Genomic DNA, 19,337 nt, shown 5'->3' with positions numbered 1-19,337 from the left:
TCTTAGTTGGCAGACTCGCGTAATGAACGACCAGTTTGCTTCAGAAACACATCATCAAGCGAAGGGCGCGAAAGCTCGACGGTTTGCACATGCACATTGGCATCATCAATCAGCCGAAGAATCTTCGGCAGTGCCTCTGCGCCCCGATCAACAACCAAGCGAACTGCTTGCTCATCGTATTCTAGCGAATGGATATAGCTCTGTTCTTGTAACAGCGCTTGAACCTGCTGGCCTGTTTCTGGCTGAAATTGCAAGCCAAGCGTAATCGTATCGCCAACAATTTGGCGTTTGAGGTCATCGGGCGTACCCTCAACCACAATTCGCCCATCATCGATAATTGCCAAACGCTGACACAGCGCATCGGCTTCATCGAGATAATGGGTGGTCATAAAAACAGTTGTGCCTTCAGCATTCAGCCGCCGCACCTCCGTCCACAACCAAGCCCGACTTTGCGGGTCAAGTGCGGCGGTTGGTTCGTCGAGCAATAACAGTTTTGGCTTATGCACCATGCCCAGCGCCAAATCGAGGCGGCGGCGTTGGCCACCGGAGTAACTGCTGCTTGGGCGATCGGCAATTTGCTCAAGATCGAGCGCTGCAAGCAACTCTTTGGCCCGTGCAACCGCATCGGGCAAGCTCAGGCCATAAAAACGGCCTTGCAGGATCAAATTTTCTCGCGCAGTCGATGCACCTTCAGCGCCCCCAGCTTGGCTCACATAGCCAATTTTTTCGCGCACTTGACGCGAATTGGTGAAAAGATCAATGCCGGCAATGGTTGCTTGGCCGCTACTCGGCTTGAGCAGTGTAGTTAGCATGCGCATGGTTGTGGTTTTGCCAGCCCCATTCGGCCCGAGAAATCCAAAAATCTCGCCTGCTTGCACACTCATCGTTACGCCTTTGACGGCTTCGACTAAACGTCCTCGCACGCGAAAACTTTTGGCCAATTCCTTGGTTTCAAGAATAATCATCAAGCTGCTCCGTTGAGGTTCAGGTGGGATAGCCATGTTTCAGGATTGGAAGCCTCGACCGCATGCTGGATACGTTGCCTGAGCAACCAAACAACGACGAGGAATTGGCGGCGAACCGTCGGGAAAATCAAGCCAACTGGTTCGCCCAACGATGTGGATCAGAGTTGCAATTGCGCCAAGGCTAGAATGTTGCAATGAGTGGCGCAGTCGGATGCGCTGGCGGAATTCCAGCATTTGAGCACGCAAGAGCGCTGCAAACCAACGCGATTATTCAGGTTTATTGGCGTTAATTCGCCGCACGATCTGCATAATCAGCGTGCTGACAATGCCTGCGCCCAACGATGCCAAACCAGCATTTCGAGTTTGACCACTTGAGCGTAAAAGCCGCACCAGCATTTGAGCGCTCAGCACACCCAAGCCAGTTGCCGCCAGCACATCGTTTTGCGAGCGCATACTCAGCCGATCGCGATCGGTGGCGAGGGAGGCCAAAAAGACCCCAAGCAGACAGTAGGAAGAGCCGGACATGTTGATCAGCACTGCATCGTTGTCTGCTTGAGGCGCAGTCACCAGCAATGGCACAAAAATGCCCAGTCGTACTGCCGAAAACGCTAAGCTGAATGATTGAAAGCGGGTGGTGGCCGTGCCCAAAATCCCCATTGTGGCACTCTCGCGCAAGGCTTGGGCAAAACTGGGGTGAACCAAGCTATAGGTCAGAATTCGCCAAACTTGGCCGCCAGTAACCTGCGATTTCTGGAACGCACCCCAAGCAACAGCTGCCTGCGGATTGGCGGCATTATCGCCAGATTTAACTGCGTTGAGCAAAGCACTCAGGCCACTCAAGCCATATAAAACCGCAACTTTAGCCAAACTATCGGTTACGGGAACCAACAACGTGCCAACGCTCAGTAAATCGGAATCGGTGCTCGCCGTTGGCGAACTAGATTCGAGGGTTGCATGGTCAATTAAGGTCGTGATCTGTTTGGTGGCCTGCAAACCCAGCCCGATGCTGCGTAATCGATCAAAAATAGTCATGCTGTCGTTGTTACTCCTCAATTGATTGGCTAGCTAAACCAACTAACCCCATCAATCTACTTGCTTGCCCAGTGACCCCTAGCCATGGTCAGCATGTGTTTGGTATCACAACCCACGCTGAGAAAATACTAGTGTTCTGTGACGCAGCTTGGTCTGATAACAATGGTATTCGGCAGCTGATAGCCCTAAAATAGTGCGCTGGATGATTAAACTATACGCTGTTCGCTTAATTAATTGAACTTGAGTCAATTAAACTATACGCTGTTCGCTTAATTAGTTGATTTTCAATCAATTAAACTATACGCTGTTCGCTTAATTAATTTAGAGCGCTTAGAGAATGTGCTTTTGATCAGTTTTGCAATTAATTCTCACAAATAACGCCAAAATTAATGAGTCTTAGGGCTGATGGATGTTGACGCTTATAGGCCAACAAAATAAGCATAAAATTAACGAATCTTAGCACACAGCGGGGATAATAACCTAAGAAAATAAATTATGCAAGAGCCAAGAATCGGCTGCATATTTCGATCACTAACAAATAGCAAGCATGTCTAGATATATTTAATTCGCCTTGACAACGCTCTTATGCTTTAACTATAATAGCCGCGTTATAAGCCATTTGAACTAAAATTATTGATCGAGCGCGATTTTTGGTTAATGTCTTAACCGCACGTTAACTCGATTTAACAAATAAAATAGTTCAATTTTGCTGCTTCATAACAAGCTCACGGATAAAATCAAACCCTGCTGTTTTCCTTTTACAATGTAAATGTATATAGATGAATGCTATTTAGCAATCTTGCCTAAATTATGATGGTATTTTATTTGGGTAGTTTGTACAATAGAACCCAGCTGAATAGCTTTACACTATTAGATTTATAGCCAACATTACTACTTAATGTGCCATATTCTATCAATTTTAAGCAATTTCATTCATATTTTGAATATTTTCATAATTATAGCAATGTAAATACTCAATTTAATAATTATGAATTTATATTCACGATATTTCATGATTTTAATATATTCAATTATTTATGAGCAAAATTTAATTGATATCAAAATTCATGTTCGATAAATAGATAAATTCAATCGTTACGCGCTAATGGTTGACGGTTAACAGTTCAATACCTATAACGATTTCGATATGATGTACCTTCCAGTATCTAAATGCTCACACCGTAGCATTAGACCTTGCTGTACAACACGACATACAAAGGAATCCTATGAACAACCTACCAGCTGGAACTGATAACATCAAGCCTGAAGCAATCGAGCCAACCAGAGAAATTCTAACCGCCTGGTTGATTGATCATTTCTGTACCTATTTAAATGTTACTCCCGCTGAGATTGATGTGCGCCTACCATTTGCGCACTATCAAATCGATTCGCTCCAAGCGCTTAATTTAATCAGCAAGCTTGAAGAATTGCTTGGACGCTCACTTTCACCAACAATGCTCTGGGATTATCCAAGCATCGAGACGCTTGTGCCAGCGTTGCTTGGATCTGAACAAGCGGCTCCTATAAACCAAGCAGATTCAGGCCAAAGCGCGCAAGCAATCGCCATTATTGGCATGAGTTGCCGCTTCCCAGGCGCCAACAATTTGGCTGATTATTGGGATTTACTAATCAACGGGCGCGATGCAATTACTGAAATTCCTGCTGAACGTTGGAATTTAGCGGCAGTGTATAACCCCGATCGCAGCGTTCCAGGCACCATGTATACCCGTTGGGGTGGCTTTGTTGATCAGCCTGAGTATTTCGATCCAGCCTTTTTTGGTATCTCACCGCGCGAGGCCATCCACCTTGATCCTCAACAACGGATGCTGCTCGAATGTACCTGGGAAGCGTTCGAGGATGCTGGCCAATCGCCGCAAGCCCTTACTGGCAGCCGCACTGGGGTTTTTATTGCCTCAGTCAGCGAAGATTATGGCCGCATTATATTTAGCCATCCTGAGATCATCGATGCCTATACAGGGCCAGGCACGTCGCACAGCATTTTGGCCAATCGGCTCTCGTATGTGCTGAATTTGCAAGGCCCAAGCGTTAGTATCAATACCGCATGCTCTGGTTCGTTGGTGGCGATTCATATGGCTTGTCAGGCGTTACAGGCTGGCGAAGCCGATTTGGTAGTTGCTGGCGGGGTTAATGCCAGTTTTCTGCCTGATGGCAACTTGTTTTTCTCCAAGGCTGGGGCGTTATCGCCTGATGGCCGTTGTAAAACCTTCGATGCTCGCGCCAATGGAATTGTGCGCAGCGATGGCGCAGGGATTATTATTCTCAAGCCATTGCACAAAGCCCTTGCCGATGGCAACCCAGTCTATGCAGTCATTCGCGGCAGCGCGGTGAACAGCGATGGCCGCACCAACGGCATTATGGCTCCCAATCGCCAATCGCAAGAGGTCGTGCTGCAAGAGGCCTATCGCCGCGCTGGGGTTAATCCGGCAAGCGTGCAATATATCGAAGCCCATGGCACGGGCACAAGCCTCGGCGATGTGATCGAAGCTCAAGCGCTTGGCTCGGTCTTAGCAGTTGGGCGCGCCGAACAGCAACCGTGTGTGATTGGCTCGGTCAAAACCAATATTGGCCACACCGAATCGGCAGCAGGCATTGCTGGGGTGATCAAGGTGGCACTGGCAATGAAGCATCGCATCTTGCCAGCAAGCTTACACTTTGAAACCCCCAATCCGATGATTCCGTTTGACGAACTGCGCTTACAGGTGCAGACTGAATTGGGGCCATGGCCAAGCTCAGCCGGCCCTTTATTGGCTGGGGTGAGTGGCTTTGGGTTTGGCGGCACCAACGCCCATGTGGTGCTCGAATCGGCTCCAGCTGTTGAAGCACCAGTAGCAAACAGCACTGAAGCATGGCCCTTGCTCCTGCCGTTATCAGCCCAAAGCGAGCCAGCCTTACGCCAACTTGCCGCCCGTTATGCAGCCCAGATTGCCGCTACCAGCGCGAGTGAAGTTAGCGCTATTTGCTACAGTGCCAGCGTTGGCCGTAGCCAGCTCGATTATCGGCTGGCGGCGAGCGCTACCAGCCCAAACTTACTGATTGAGCAGCTCAACGATTTTGCCGAAGGCCGAACTGCCAGCGGCGTGATCACACAAGACCGCTCACAGAGCCAAGCGCATAAATTAGTGTGGGTATTTTCTGGCCAAGGCTCACATTGGCTGGGCATGGGCCGTGGGCTGCTTGAACAGCAACCAGTCTTTCGCCAAACGCTCGAAGCCTGCGACCGCTGTTTCAGCAATTATGCAGATTGGTCGTTGCTTGAAACGCTGCTTGATGATCGCATCGGCGAGCAGATTAACCAGACTGATCGGGCGCAACCGCTTATTTTTGCCTTGCAAGTGAGCCTCGCGGCCCTTTGGCGCGCTTGGGGCATCACGCCAGCGGCCATTGTTGGCCATAGTTTGGGCGAAATTGCCGCCGCCCATGTCAGTGGGGTACTGACTCTCGATGAAGCGGTGCAGGTGGTCTATCATCGTAGCCGCTTGATGAAACAGGTTGCTGGCAAGGGCAAAACTGCCGCAGTTGAACTGACCTTTGAACAAGCACGTTTGCTCTTGGCTGGCCGTGAGCAACAGGTTGCAATTGCTGGGATCAATAGCCCAACCTCGTGTATTTTGGCTGGTGATCCAGCCATTTTGGAGCAATTAGTTGCTTCGCTGCAACACAACGACGTTTTTGCTCGCTTGGTTCGTGGGGTCGACATTGCCTTCCATAGCCCGCATATGGAGCCACTCGTGCCCCAATTGAATGCGGCGCTGGCCCAACTTAAGCCCCAAGCCCCAACGATTCCCTTGGTTTCAACTGTAACTGGCGATTTTGTTGAGCAAACGCTCTACAGCGATGGCTATTGGGGCCGCAATCTGCGCGAACCATTTTTGTTTGCCAACGCCATGAAAAGCTTGCTCGACAAGGGCTACGATACATTTTTGGAAATCAGCCCACACCCAGTTTTAGGCGAATCGATGCTGCGTAGCATCCAACACGTTAAGCAGCCAGCCCAGGTATTTAGCTCATTACGCCGCGAGCAAGCAGAATTGGGCGTGTTGTTTGAGACCCTTGGCCGCTTGTATGTTGCTGGCTACGCGCCCGATTGGCAGCAAATCTATCCCAATTCACGCCAGCGAAGCGCCTTGCCGCACTATCCTTGGCAACGTGAGCGCTATTGGTTTGATCAGCTGTTGCCAGCAGCTACCAGTCAAGCGACTGCCCGTGGTGGATTCGTGCCAGCGCTTTTATCGGGCAAGGTTCAGGTAGCACCAAGCAACCACCACCCATTGCTTGGCATTTCAATCGCTTCAGCCTTGAATAACCAACAATTCTGGCAAACCAGTGTAGCTACCAACTACCCAGCTTATTTGGCTGATCATGTGGTGCAAGCACAAGTTTTGTTGCCTGGCGCAGCGTATGTTGAGATGATTGTTGCGGCCTTGCGCAGCCGTGGCCAACAAACCGTCACGCTCAATAACCTCGTTTTCAAGCAACCGTTGATCATTCCTGAGCAAGGCCAGCGCACAATTCAGCTGATTTGTACTGCTGAAGACAACCATAGTTTCAGCTTCCAGATTTTGAGCCAAGCAGCCGATCAAGCGAGCCAATGGGAGTTACATGCCACTGCGACGGCGCTTGATACCAACGCGGTTGCCAGCCATTCAACCTCTATTGCGCTTGATGAATTGCAAGCGCGCTGCCCCGAAACGCTTGCTGTGAGCGAGCATTATGCACGCATGCAGCAGGTTCAATTGGCATACGGGCCAGCTTTCCAATCATTAACCAATATTTGGCGCGGCCAGCATGAAGCCTTGGCCAAGCTCCAACTTGCCAGCGTGATTGGGCAACTCGAAACCTATGATCAGCTCCATCCAGCTTTGCTCGATGCGACCTTCCAATTAGTCGCGGTCATCCTCAATCAACACACCAACGATCAGACCTACCTGCCAATCGCGATTGAACGACTGAATGTGCTGGATCGAATTCCAGCAGAGGCCTGGTGTCACGCGGTTTTGCGGTCTGCGCCCGCCGATGAAACCATGATGTATGAAGCTGATTTGATTATTGCTGATGCTCAAGGCCGCGTGGTCGTCGAAATTACTGGCTTAAGGCTCTTTCAAGTGGCCGCCCACACCACTGCCAAAGCGCCACAAGGCTTGTATGATTATAATTGGCAAGCAAGCACTGCTCAAACTGCCGAGTTACCAGCAGAGCGCTGGCTGATATTGGCCAATGCTAACGATCAGCTTGCCCAGCAATTGAGCAACAACCTCACAGCCCATAGTCAACAGGTCGATTGCCTTGAACAACTAAGCGATGCAAGCGATCTGCGCGCGTGGCTCACAACCAAATTGCAGGCAAAATATCAACACATCGTCTGTTTATGGCCGCTCGCCGCAAACAACGATCAAGCGCCAGCAGCTGCTGCAATTCATCAAAGCAGTGCAATGTTAAGCTTGCTGCAAACCATGAGCGACCCACATTGCGCCAACCCTCGTTTGTGGTGTGTTACGCGCGGTGGCCAAGCAATCAGCAATGAGGTTGTGAATCTGGCTCAAGCTCCACTGTGGGGTATGGTGCGCAGCGCCGCCTTGGAACACCCCGAACTCAGCCCAACCTTAGTCGACCTTGATCCAAACCAACAAGCTAACGAAGCCTCACAACTAGCGGGCATCTTGCTTCAACGCTCGAATGAGCATCAACAAGCGCTGCGCAATCAACAAGCGCTAGTTGCCCGCTTGCAAAAACGCCCAGCCCCAGCCAAATTAAGCACAATCAGCTTAACCAGCGATGCAGCCTATCTGATCACTGGTGGCAGCGGTGGTTTGGGCTTGGAAATCGCCCATTGGATGCTTGCAAAGGGTGCGCGCAATTTGGTGATTCTTGGTCGCCGCCCATTGCAGCCAGCTAATGCTTCTCAGCAAGGCTTGTCGGATCAACGCTCGCAACTGCTCAATGCGCTGCACGATTTAGAGCAGGCTGGCGCCAACGTCCACTATGCAGCGATTAACGTCGCTGATCAGGCAGCATTAGCTGAATTTGTGCAGCACTATCGGGCTGAAACAGGCTTAGCAATTCGCGGAATTGTCCATGCAGCAGGCGTTCTTGATGATCAAATGCTCTATCGCATGGAACCAAGCGCGCTAACGAGTGTGTTTGCGCCCAAGGTTGCTGGCGCATGGGCGTTGCACGAGGTCTTCAGCGCTGAGCCGCTTGATTTTATGATCTTCTGTTCGTCGCTAGCTGCCAGTTTTGGCTCGGTTGGTCAGGCTCACTATGCTGCGGCCAATAGTTTTATGGATAGTCTCGCAGCCTATCGCCGTAGCCAAGGCCTCGCTGGACTGAGCATTAATTGGGGGCCATGGGCCAGAGTTGGGATGGCCGCACGGCTCAATCCACAAATGTTCGAAGCCCATGGAGTGCAGTTGCTTGAGCCAAGCCAAGCCTTAATTGCTATGGAGCAACTGCTCAGCGATCAGGCAATTCAGACGACCATCGCCGAGATCGATTGGGCGACGTGGCTCAAAACCAATCCCGTTGGGGCAGCCTTGCCCTTCTTTGCGGCGCTTATGCCCCAAACTGGCCTTGAGCAAGCGGCAAGCCCAACCAACCACGAGCATGAATTTCGCCGCTTGGTTCAACAAACCGAGCCAAGCGACCGCCAAGCCTTGATCACCCAACAACTCAAACAATTAATTGCCAAAGTGATGCAACTTGAGCCAGCAAAATTGGCGAGTCAACTGCCGTTGCACACGCTTGGCCTCGATTCGATTATGGCAATTGAACTCAAGACCAGCATCAGCAAGCAACTTGGCGTTACTTTGTCGGTTGCCTACCTGATTCAAGGCCCCAGCATTGATGAAATTGGGGCAAACATCAATCAACAACTAGCCCTAGAGCTATCATCGGAGCTGTTTGCTTCGCCTGAAAGCCGCGATGATGCGCTTCAGGCGCTGCTTGACCAAGTCCAGCAAAGCGATCACGACCAAATCGCCCAAATACTTGCTGAATTAGAACAACTTTCCACTGATGAGGCTCAATCTCGTCTGGTTGGCTGAGGTATGGAGATTTTACATGACTGATTTTGCTGCCAAAATCGCTGCATTACCGCCAGAAAAACAAGCGCTCTTGATTCGTCGGCTGCAACAAGCTGCGAAACAGCCACCAGCCTTGGTTACCCAACCACGAACAAGCGCTCTGTTGCCCTTATCGTTTGCCCAAGAGCGTCAATGGGTGCTCTATCAGTGGGACCCAACCAGCCCGTTGTATAACATTACCTATGGGGTACGCTATGTTGGCAAGCTGGATATTGATGCAGTTCAAACAGGCTTTAACACGATTGCCCAGCGCCATGAAGTCTTGCGCACCACGTTTAAACTCGTCGATAACGTGCCGTATCAACAAATTCATGCCGAGCTGAACCCCGGGTTTAACGTGGTTGATCTGCGTGATCTGAGCGATGATGCGCTGGAAACCGCAATGCAAAGCCAGCTTCAGGCCGAAACCCAACAACCGTTTGACCTGCAAACTGGGCCATTATTGCGGATTCTTGTGCTGCAGATTCGTGATAACGAATATATTAAATTGATCAATGTCCATCATAGTGTCTTTGATGGCTGGTCTGCGGGCGTGATGATCGCCGAATTGAATAGCTTGTTGAATGCTGCCTACGCTGGTCAACCAAGCAGCTTGCCAGCCCTGCCAATTCAATATGCCGATTATGCGGTGTGGCAGCGCAATTGGCTGCAAGGCAGCGTGTTGGAGCAACAGCTTCACTATTGGAAAACCCAACTTGCTGGCGAATTGCCAATTCTCAAATTGCCCACTGATCGGCCTTATCCAGCAGTCGAATCATCGCGTGGCGCCCATTATCGGGTGCAACTCAGCCCTGATTTGGTGCAACGCTTGGTAGCATGGAGCCGCAGCGAAGGCTATACGCTCAACATTATTTTGCTGGCGGTTTGGAAAACCCTGCTGTTTCGCTATACCAACCAAAGCGATTTATTAGTGGGCATGCCGATTGCCAATCGTCACTACAACGATTTGCAAGCCTTGATTGGCTACTTCGTCAATACCTTAGTTATTCGCACCCAAGCCACTGGCGACATGAGTTTTCGCAGCTTTTTGGATCAAGTGCGGGCAGCCAATTTGGCAGCGCAAGATCATCAAGATCTGCCGTTTGAGCAACTCGTCGAGGCCTTGCAACCTGAGCGCAATCTGGCGCATACGCCAATTTTCCAAAGCTTGTTTGTGTTTCAGCGCGATACAGTTAATACCTTCCAAACCCCAGAACTTGCAGTTGAGCCATTGCCAATTGAAACTGGAACCGCCAAATTTGCCCTGAGCCTTGAGGCAATTTCACTTGATCAGCAAATTAACTTGAGTTTTGAATATAAAACCGACCTTTTCGAGCCTGCAACGATTGAACGCTTGGCCCAACATTACCAAATCTTGCTTGAAGCAGCGTTAACTACGCCTGAGCTGGAACTTTCACGCTTGCCATTGTTGAGCAAAACCGAGCTTCAGCAATTGCTGCCGCAAGCAAAGCCGAGCTTGCAACCAAACTTATTGCCCCTGCACGAGCGGTTTGAGCAACAAGCCCAAGCCAATCCGCAGGCAATTGCAGTGCGCTTTGAGCAAAGCCAACTGAGCTATGCAGAGCTGAACAGCCGCGCCAATCAACTCGCCCATCAACTCAAAACGCTCAATGTTGGGCCAGATAGTTTGGTTGGGTTGTGTGTTGAGCCATCGCTCGATACGATCATTGGAATTTTGGCGATTCTCAAGGCTGGCGGCGCCTATCTGCCGATTGATCCATCGTATCCGCAAGAGCGAATTGTTTGGCTCTTGGCCGATGCCAACGTTGGGCTGGTTATGACCCAAACGCGCTGGAGCAACAAACTGCCACAAGCTGGCTTGCAATTAATTATGCTCGACGCAGCTGATGCGGAGCTTAGCACCCAGCCAACAACTAACCTGCCAGCCAGCGCCCAACTCGATAACTTGGCCTATGTGATTTATACCTCTGGCTCGACTGGCACGCCCAAAGGCGCGCTGATTACCCATCGCAATGTTGCGCGTTTATTCAGTTCAACAGAGCACTGGTTTGGCTTCAATCAACACGATGTTTGGAGTTTGTTCCATTCATTCGCCTTTGATTTTTCGGTATGGGAAATTTGGGGCGCGTTGCTGTATGGTGGGCGGCTCGTGGTCGTGCCATTTATGACGACCCGCAATCCAGCAGCGTTCTATCAATTGCTCTGCGATGAGGGCGTAACAGTTTTGAACCAAACGCCGTCGGCCTTCCGCCAATTAATTATCAGCGACGCAGAGCATGCGTTACCCTCACGACTAGATTTGCGTTATGTCATCTTTGGTGGCGAAGCGCTGAATGTTGGCGCATTGCAACCGTGGTTTGAGCGCCATGGCGATGTGCGACCTCAATTGGTCAATATGTATGGCATCACTGAAACCACCGTCCATGTGACCTACCGCCCGCTCACGCTGCACGACGCGCAAAACCCGCAAACCAGCCCAATTGGCGCGCCTATTCCCGACTTGGATTTGTATGTGCTTGACGACCACTATCAGCCAGTGCCTTTCGGGATTGCAGGCGAATTGTATGTTGGCGGGGCTGGCTTAGCGCGCGGCTACTGGAATCGGCCAGAACTCACCAACGAGCGCTTTATCCAACACCCGTTTGCCGCCACAGGTCGGCTGTATAAAACTGGCGATTTGGTGCGCCGTTTGGCCAATAACGAGATCGAATACCTTGGGCGGCGCGATAATCAGGTCAAAATTCGCGGCTTCCGCATTGAGTTAGGCGAAATTCAAGCAATGCTGATGGCACATCCGGCGATTACCGATGCAATCGTGACGGTCAATACGATCGCTGCTGATGATCAGCGCTTGGTCGCCTACTTGGTGACGTTGCCCAATCAAGCACCACGATTTAGCCAACTGCGCAGCTTTCTCAAGCAACGGCTGCCCGAGTATATGGTGCCAAGCTCATTTATTATGCTTGATGCAATTCCGCTGACAGCCAATGGCAAAATTGATTATCGCGCGTTGCCAAGCCAACAGCAAGCCAAACCTGTCGAGCGCAGCCTGCCGCTCGCCACCCCAACTAGTGTGACCGAGCAATCGCTGCTGGCGATTTGGACAAGTTTGTTGGGCGTTGCTCAAATTGGCATTCAGGATAATTTCTTCGATTTAGGTGGCCACTCGTTGCTGGCAACCCAAGTGATTTCGCGCATTCGTGAGGTCTTTAATGTCAGCCTGAATCTGCGTGATTTCTTCCTCAGCCCAACGATCAAAGGCTTGGCTAGCATTATCGAGCAAGCAAACCAAACTCCATCCCAAAGCAGCATTATCGCTATTCACAAAGCTGATCCGCAGGCGCGTTTGCCGCTCTCCTATGCCCAACAACGGATCTGGTTCTTGGCCCAAATGGACCCAAATAGCAGCTTCTACACGGTGCCAGTTGTGCTCGAAATCAATGGCAGATTGAACCTTGAGGCATTGGAACGCACGCTGAATGAACTTGTTGAGCGTCATCATAGCTTGCGCACCCGCTTTGTGAGCCACGAAGGCCAAACAATTCAGCAAGTTCAGCCAGCCCAACCCTTAGAACTCGCCATTGACGATCTCAGTGGGCTGGCAGGCGAAGCCCAAGCAACAGCACTTGAGCAACGCTTGCAACAAGAAGTTAATCAACCATTTCAGCTTGATCGTGACCAATTGATGCGTGGGCGGTTGCTTAAGCTCGCCGAACAGCAGCATGTGTTGGCATTAAGCATTCATCATATTGCCTTTGATGATTGGTCGCAGGGCATTTTATTTAGCGAAATGACCCAACTTTACCAAGCATTTGCCAACAATCAAGCCGCGCCATTGCCAGAATTAGCCTTGCAATACCCCGATTTTGCTGCTTGGCAACGTTATTGGTTGCAAGGCGAAGTACTACAAGCCCAACTAGATTTCTGGAAGCAACAATTGCATGGCAAATTGCCGTTGCTTGAAATGCCGCTGGATTATCCACGGCCAAGTATCCAAACCTTCAACGGTGCTCACGAAACGCTGAGCATCGAGCCAGAACTCTATCGCCAACTCAATCAATTGGCGCGGGATAACGAAGCAACCATGTTTATGCTGCTGATGACCGCATGGGTTGTGCTGCTCAATCGCTATACCAACCAAAGCGATATTGTGGTTGGCACGCCGGTTGCCAATCGTAATCGCCAAGAGCTTGAGAACATTATTGGGTTCTTTGCCAATACCTTGGCAATTCGCACCGATTTGAGCGACGAGCCAAGCCTGCAAACGGTTCTCCAGCGCATTCGCGAAACCGCGCTCAATGCCTACAGCCACCAAGATCTGCCGTTCGATTTGTTGGTGAGCGAGATTTTGCCTGAACGTCAAACCAATCGTTCGCCGATTTTTCAAGCTATGTTGGTGTTGCAAAACGCTTCACGCACCAGCCTCGATTTGCCTGAAGTGCAGATTGTGCCGCGCAGCGTCGAAACTAAATCGGCCAAATTTGAATTGAGTTTGGTGCTCTATGACCATGGCTCAAGCATCGATGCCTGGCTCGAATATAACACTGACCTGTTTAAAGCCGCGACGATTAAGCGCATGACTGAGCAATTTTTACAATTGCTGGCAAATATGGTCGCAAATCCACAGCAGAAGATCAGCGAAGTCTCATTGTTGAGCACGGCGGAAAAAGAACGCTTGCTCGGCGGCTGGGTCCAAGCGAACGACGACGACTACGATTTGTTCTAAATCGATCTATCTCCAAGGGCTGGATTTGATGCTAGCCCTTGGATAGGCTGCAAAGGGTGAAATCGACATGGATTTTCAGAGTATCCAGCGCCGTTTTACAACGAGCGTTGAACAGCAAGCGAGCCACGTAGCGCTCATCGATGACGAGCAGGTGCTGAGCTATGGCGAGCTTGCGACGCGCGCCCACCAGCTGGCCAATGGTTTAGTTGCCAAGCAGATTGGCGCTGGCAGTACGGTGGCAATTTTGCTCACCAAGCCAATTGATGTTTGCTGCACGCTGCTAGCAACATTGCTGGTGGGCGCGCGCTATAGCTTGCTCAGCCCTAATTTGGCAGGCTTTCGCCTACGCAGCAGCATTGCCCGCCAACACTTGGTGGTCGGCACAGCTGATACGCTGGCGTTGGTCGCCGATCAGGCTCCAAGCAGCGAATTTGAACAGCTGTTGCACAACGATTTGGTTGCAATTGAGCCAGCTGTAGCAACCGCCGAAAGCATTATTGCCCTGAGCTATGCCTCGCATCCTAGTGGTTTGCTGCAAGCAGGCCAGCTTACTCAAGCCAATTTGCTGAGTTTTATCGATTTCAACCTGAGCAAAGCCAAAGTAAACTTTCAACAGAGCATGTGGCTTGGCACAGAATTTACCGATTTTGCGGCGTTTATCAGCTTGGCAACGTTGGCAAGTGGCGGCACACTGCGCTTTAGCACGCTTGAAGCGCTGCATCAGCAGGACAATGCAGAGCAACCACAGACATTAGGCTTGAGCCTCGCAACCCTGGACCAGCTTCAACAAGCCAACCTTGGTTTGCCCAAAGTTCGGCATATTCTTAGCAGCGGCGAAGGTTTGCTTGCTGGCGAGGCGCTGAAGCACCAGCTCAAACAGCAACAAACTGCCTGGCACAACTACTATGGTTTTCCGGCCATGCAATTGCTGACGGTGGTTGGCGAGCACAGCCAAGCAGGCCAAATTCATAGCGGCAAGCCCGTGCCCCATACCCAAGCCTTTATCCTCGACCAGCATAAGCAACTCGCGCCTATTGGCTTAACTGGTGAATTGTATGTTGCTGGCGCAGGTGTTTTTGCTGGCTTTGATCTAGCACACTTGAATGCAGAGCGCTTTATTGCTAGCCCATTTGCTGCCGATACCCAGCTGTATCAAACTCGCTACCTCGCACGCTGGCACGATGATGGCCGAATTAATATCATTGGCAGCCTTGATTCAACGCTTGACATGGCTGGTGCGCCATTATTGCTGCAAGAACTAGAAAGCCTGCTCGAAATGCATCCGGCAATTCTGGCAAGCTGTGTGGTACGCCGCACTACGCTTAATCAGGCTGAAGCATTAACAGGCTTTGTGGTTGCCAACCACAGCATTGATCCTGCCGAAGTGCTCGGCTACCTTGAAACTCAGCTTGGTTGCCAATTGCCAACGCTCGGCTTGCTTCAACTCGATCGGCTGCCGCGTATGGCCGACGGTCAGCCTGATCGCCAGCAATTAGCCCAAACCAGCGTGCTTGATTCGCGCCAATTGGCCGATTTAGAAGTCCAACTGCACCAGGCAGCCAATGGCGCAGAAGTCGCGCTGGTGGCCAAGTCAATCGTGCCAGTAGCAACCCCGCTGCATCTTGACGACATCTTGCCAGTGCTTGAAATTGGCCGTGGAAGCCCAACGCAGCGCAACATCAGCGCGCAGCCTGCCGAACCATTGGTAGTGAGCGACAAACCAGCTTTGGCCGTTGGTCAACCATTGATCAAGGCCGATCAAGCGCCGTTTAACTTGGCCGAAGCCTTGGTTCAGGCCGCCAAGCTGTATCCTGAGCATGGCATCAGCTACATCGAAGCCGATGGCACGGTTTTGGTTCAATCGTATGCGGCGTTATTGGCCGCTGCTGAGGCGATTTTGGCTGGCTTGCGGGCGGCAGGCTTGCAAAAAGGCCAGCATGTCATATTGCAATGCACTCATAATGAGCCGTTTGTGACGACATTTTGGGCCTGTATGCTTGGCGGTTTTGTTGCAGTGCCGCTGGCAGTGCCCACTAGCAGCGATCCGCAAAATCCAGCGGTGAGCAAACTTTATAATACTTGGCAAAGCTTGGAACAACCGTTGATTGTCTGCGAACAAATCAGTTTAAGCCACATGCAGCGCATGTTCAATGGCTTGGGCGTTGCCAACGCTGCAATTCAAATCGCAGAACAGTTGCGCCAGCACCAGCCTGATCAGCAGCACCAACAACTTTCGCCGCAGGATGCAGCCTTGGTGCTGTTTACCTCGGGCAGCACTGGCGTGCCCAAAGGCGTTGAACTGAGCCATCACAATATTATCAGCCGCTCCAAGGCCAGCGCCCAACACAATCATTTTGATCACAACGATGTTTCATTAAATTGGATGCCGCTTGATCATGTTGGTGGCATCGTGATGTTCCACATTCATGATCTTTGCTTGGGCTGTCGCCAAATTCAGGCCAAAACCGACTATATTTTGGAAGACCCCGTGCGTTGGCTTGATCTGCTTGAGCAGGAGCGAGCAACGATTACCTGGGCACCCAACTTTGCCTATGCCCTCATCAACGATCAGCACGAGCGAGTTAATAGTCGACAGCGCGATTTATCGGCCTTGCGCTTTATTTTGAATGGTGGCGAGGGCATCAACAAGCAAACTGCGCTCAATTTCCTTGGCTTGCTGCAAGCTCATGGCCTGCCAGCCTCCGCGATGCATCCTGCTTATGGTATGTCGGAAACTTCATCGGGCATTAGTTCATCGGATCAATTGGTGTTTGGCGCGAACAGCGGTTTTCATGAACTCGATCAAGCTTCGTTGCAGAGCGTTATTCAACCAGCAACCGCCGACAGCATTGGGGTCGCGTTCGTCGAGGTTGGCGCACCATTGCCTGGGGTGAGCTTGCGCATCGTCAACGCCGAGGATCACATCCTTGGCGAAGATATGATTGGCCGCTTGCAAATTAAAGGCCCGACAATTACCGCTGGCTACTACCGCAACCCCGAACTCAACCAAGAAGTTTTTACCAGCGATGGCTGGTTTACGACTGGCGATTTGGCCTTTTTGCACCAAGGCCGTTTGACAATTGCTGGCCGCGAAAAAGATGTAATCATCATCAATGGGATTAATTATCACAACCACGAAATCGAAGCCTTGGTTGAAACAATCGCTGGCGTTGAGGTTTCGTATAGCGCAGCCTGTAGCGTGGCCAGCAAACATGCAGGTGGCACTGAATCGCTGGTCATTTTCTACAATTCGAAATCAACTGATTTTACCGAGCAGCTTGAGCAAATTCAGCACATTCGCGAAGTTGTCGTCCAGAAAATTGGCATCAATCCTAGCGCGGTGCTGCCAGTTGCCAAAGCCGATATTCCCAAAACGGCAATTGGCAAAATTCAGCGTTCGCAATTGAGCCAACGCTACCTCGCTGGCGACTTTCGCGCGCTCAGCAAGCGGATCGATCTGGCCTTGGCCAACGAGCAAACGCTGCCACGCTGGTTTTATAGCAAACAATGGCAACCAACCAGCCAGCGCAGAAATCTAGCCTTGCTCAAGCCAAGTTATGCCATTTTCAGCGATGATACCGCGCTTGCTCGCGCCGTGATCGCTGTGCTCGAACAGCACCAACGGGCGTGGGTTCTGGTCAGTGCTGGCGCAACATTCAGCCAGCACGAGCGCCATTACACGATTAATCTCAGTGATCGCGAGCACTACCAACAGCTGGTCACGGCGCTCAGCGCAGCCAATATTCACGATTATATTCACCTGTATAGCTCTGATTTACCAAGCCAGATCACTCAAGCAAGCGAACTGGCGGCAGCTCAATCTCGGGGAGCATATAGCATTCTGTACTTGACCCAAGCGCTTGCCACGCAAAAGCTCACCAACGCGCACTTAACCGTGGTTTCGCAGCAAAGTCATGCAATTAATCCAAGCGATCAGGTGGTGTATGCAGCAGCACCAATCCATGGCTTGCTCAAAACAATTCCCTTAGAGCTTGATTGGCTCAGTTGCCAGCATCTTGATCTTGATGCTGCGCCAGCAGCAACCAATAGCCAGCAAATTTGCCATGAATTGGCTCAGCCCAAACATGCAGCCGAGGTCGCCTATCGGGCAGGCCAACGCTTAGTGCCAGCACTGGTTCAGGCCGAAATCGAACAAGCGGCGCCGATTGAATCGCCGCTGATCAAGGGTGGCCTGTATCTGATTACTGGTGGACTTGGCGGCATTGGCAGCCAATTTGCCCGCTGGTTGCTGCAAAATTACAACGCGCGGCTGGTGATTACTGGCTCGACTGAGTTGCCATTGGCAGATGATTGGGCTAGTCATTTGAATGTCGATAGTAGCCTAGCCAAACGGCTCCGCGCCTACAAAGATCTGAGCGATCTCAGCAACGATGTGCTATATCAAGCGCTTGATCTGACTGATCCTGCGCAGATCACAGATCTGATTAACACTGCCGAAGCGCGCTGGAATCAGCCATTGGCTGGGGTATTTCACTTTGCTGGGGCTGGCAATTTGGCCTATCACTGGACGGTGATGGAGCGCCACTGGATCGCCAACGAAAGCCTTGCGACCTTTGAAATGATGTTTGCACCCAAAGTCTATGCCACTTGGGCCTTGCAACAAGCCTTACTCAAGCGACCTGAGCTGCCAATTATCGCGATGTCGTCGATTAATAGCTTCTTTGGCGGCGCAACATTTAGCGCCTACTCGGCGGCCAATAGCTTCCTCGATAGCTTTATGCTGCATCAACGCCAAACCTCGCATCCAAAGGCGCTTTGTTTGAACTGGACGCAATGGGACAACATTGGCATGAGCCTCAACAATCCTCAGCAGATTCGTGGCCTTTCTGCAGAGCGCGGCTATAGCCTGATTGGCGTGCGCCAAGGCTTGCAATCGCTGCTCGCAGGCATCAGCCAGCAGCAATATTCGCTGTTGATGATTGGCTTAAACGGCGATAGCCCAGCTTTGCGACCGTATATCGCAACCAATCAACCAGTGCAACAACAGCTTAATCTCTATACGACCAATCAGCATGGCCCGCTCAGCCACGAGCGCTATCGCCAACTAGCGCAGAGCTATTTTGGCGCAGCCAACCTCGAATGGTACCAAGTTGACGCCTTGCCCCGCACCAGCAGTGGCGCGATTGATTATGCTGCGCTCAGTCAAATTGGCACTGCAAACCAGCATGCCGTCGTTGATCAACCAACTACGAGCATTGAAAGCCAGTTGGTCAGCATTTGGCAGGAGATTCTCGACAAGCCCAAAATTGGGATTCACGACAACTTTTTTGCCTTGGGCGGGCATTCGCTGCTAGCAACCCAGCTTGTCTCACGCTTGCGCGATAGCTTTCAGCTCGAAGTTCGGCTCTATCAGCTCTTCGCCGCGCCAACCATTGCCGAGCTAGCAACAACAATTGAAAACTTGCAACTTGAACAAATCGACGCAGCAGATATGGAAGCGCTGTTGACCGAGCTTGAAGGCCTATCGGAAGCGGAGATTCAAGCTGGGTTGTAAGGCTGTTGTGTCGGCTCCATCGTCTCCCGCCTTGAGGC

5 protein-coding genes are annotated in these 19,337 nt (G+C 51.2%); 3 read left to right on the top strand and 2 right to left on the bottom strand.

The genetic code is table 11. The features are described from left to right. Positions 1-2: 2 nt before the first annotated feature. Positions 3-965 carry an ATP-binding cassette domain-containing protein gene (locus SE18_RS01980; protein ID WP_201783461.1) on the bottom strand — a complete coding sequence of 321 codons (963 nt, stop codon included), beginning with the start codon at positions 963-965 and terminating at the stop codon, positions 3-5. Between the two features lie 267 nt (positions 966-1,232). Then, positions 1,233-1,997: a rhomboid family intramembrane serine protease gene (locus tag SE18_RS01975; protein WP_054532744.1), complete on the bottom strand. Its 765-nt coding sequence runs from the start codon at positions 1,995-1,997 to the stop codon at positions 1,233-1,235. 1,226 nt (positions 1,998-3,223) lie between these two features. On the opposite strand from SE18_RS01975, the gene SE18_RS01970 reads away from it, so the two are divergent. From SE18_RS01970 to SE18_RS01960, 3 genes are all read left to right on the top strand, one after another. Further along, positions 3,224-9,058: a type I polyketide synthase gene (locus SE18_RS01970; protein WP_054532743.1), complete on the top strand. Its 5,835-nt coding sequence runs from the start codon at positions 3,224-3,226 to the stop codon at positions 9,056-9,058. A 16-nt stretch (positions 9,059-9,074) separates the two neighbouring features. Further along, on the top strand, positions 9,075-13,784 hold the full coding sequence (locus SE18_RS01965; RefSeq protein WP_054532742.1) for a non-ribosomal peptide synthetase: 4,710 nt from the start codon (positions 9,075-9,077) through the stop codon (positions 13,782-13,784). 67 nt (positions 13,785-13,851) lie between these two features. Beyond that, a complete protein-coding gene (locus SE18_RS01960; RefSeq protein ID WP_054532741.1) occupies positions 13,852-19,299 on the top strand; it encodes an SDR family NAD(P)-dependent oxidoreductase in 5,448 nt (1,815 codons plus the stop codon). Positions 19,300-19,337: the final 38 nt, after the last annotated feature.

Source organism: Herpetosiphon geysericola (genome assembly GCF_001306135.1).
Taxonomy (GTDB): Bacteria; Chloroflexota; Chloroflexia; order Chloroflexales; family Herpetosiphonaceae; genus Herpetosiphon; species Herpetosiphon geysericola.
This window is presented reverse-complemented; position numbering and strand designations above follow the sequence as displayed.

Bases quoted from the DNA above. Each gene is read 5' to 3' on its own strand.
- SE18_RS01980 (WP_201783461.1), bottom strand. From the start codon at position 965: ATGATTATTCTTGAAACCAAGGAATTGGCCAAAAGTTTTCGCGTGCGA.
- SE18_RS01975 (WP_054532744.1), bottom strand. From the start codon at position 1,997: ATGACTATTTTTGATCGATTACGCAGCATCGGGCTGGGTTTGCAGGCC.
- SE18_RS01970 (WP_054532743.1), top strand. From the start codon at position 3,224: ATGAACAACCTACCAGCTGGAACTGATAACATCAAGCCTGAAGCAATC.
- SE18_RS01965 (WP_054532742.1), top strand. From the start codon at position 9,075: ATGACTGATTTTGCTGCCAAAATCGCTGCATTACCGCCAGAAAAACAA.
- SE18_RS01960 (WP_054532741.1), top strand. From the start codon at position 13,852: ATGGATTTTCAGAGTATCCAGCGCCGTTTTACAACGAGCGTTGAACAG.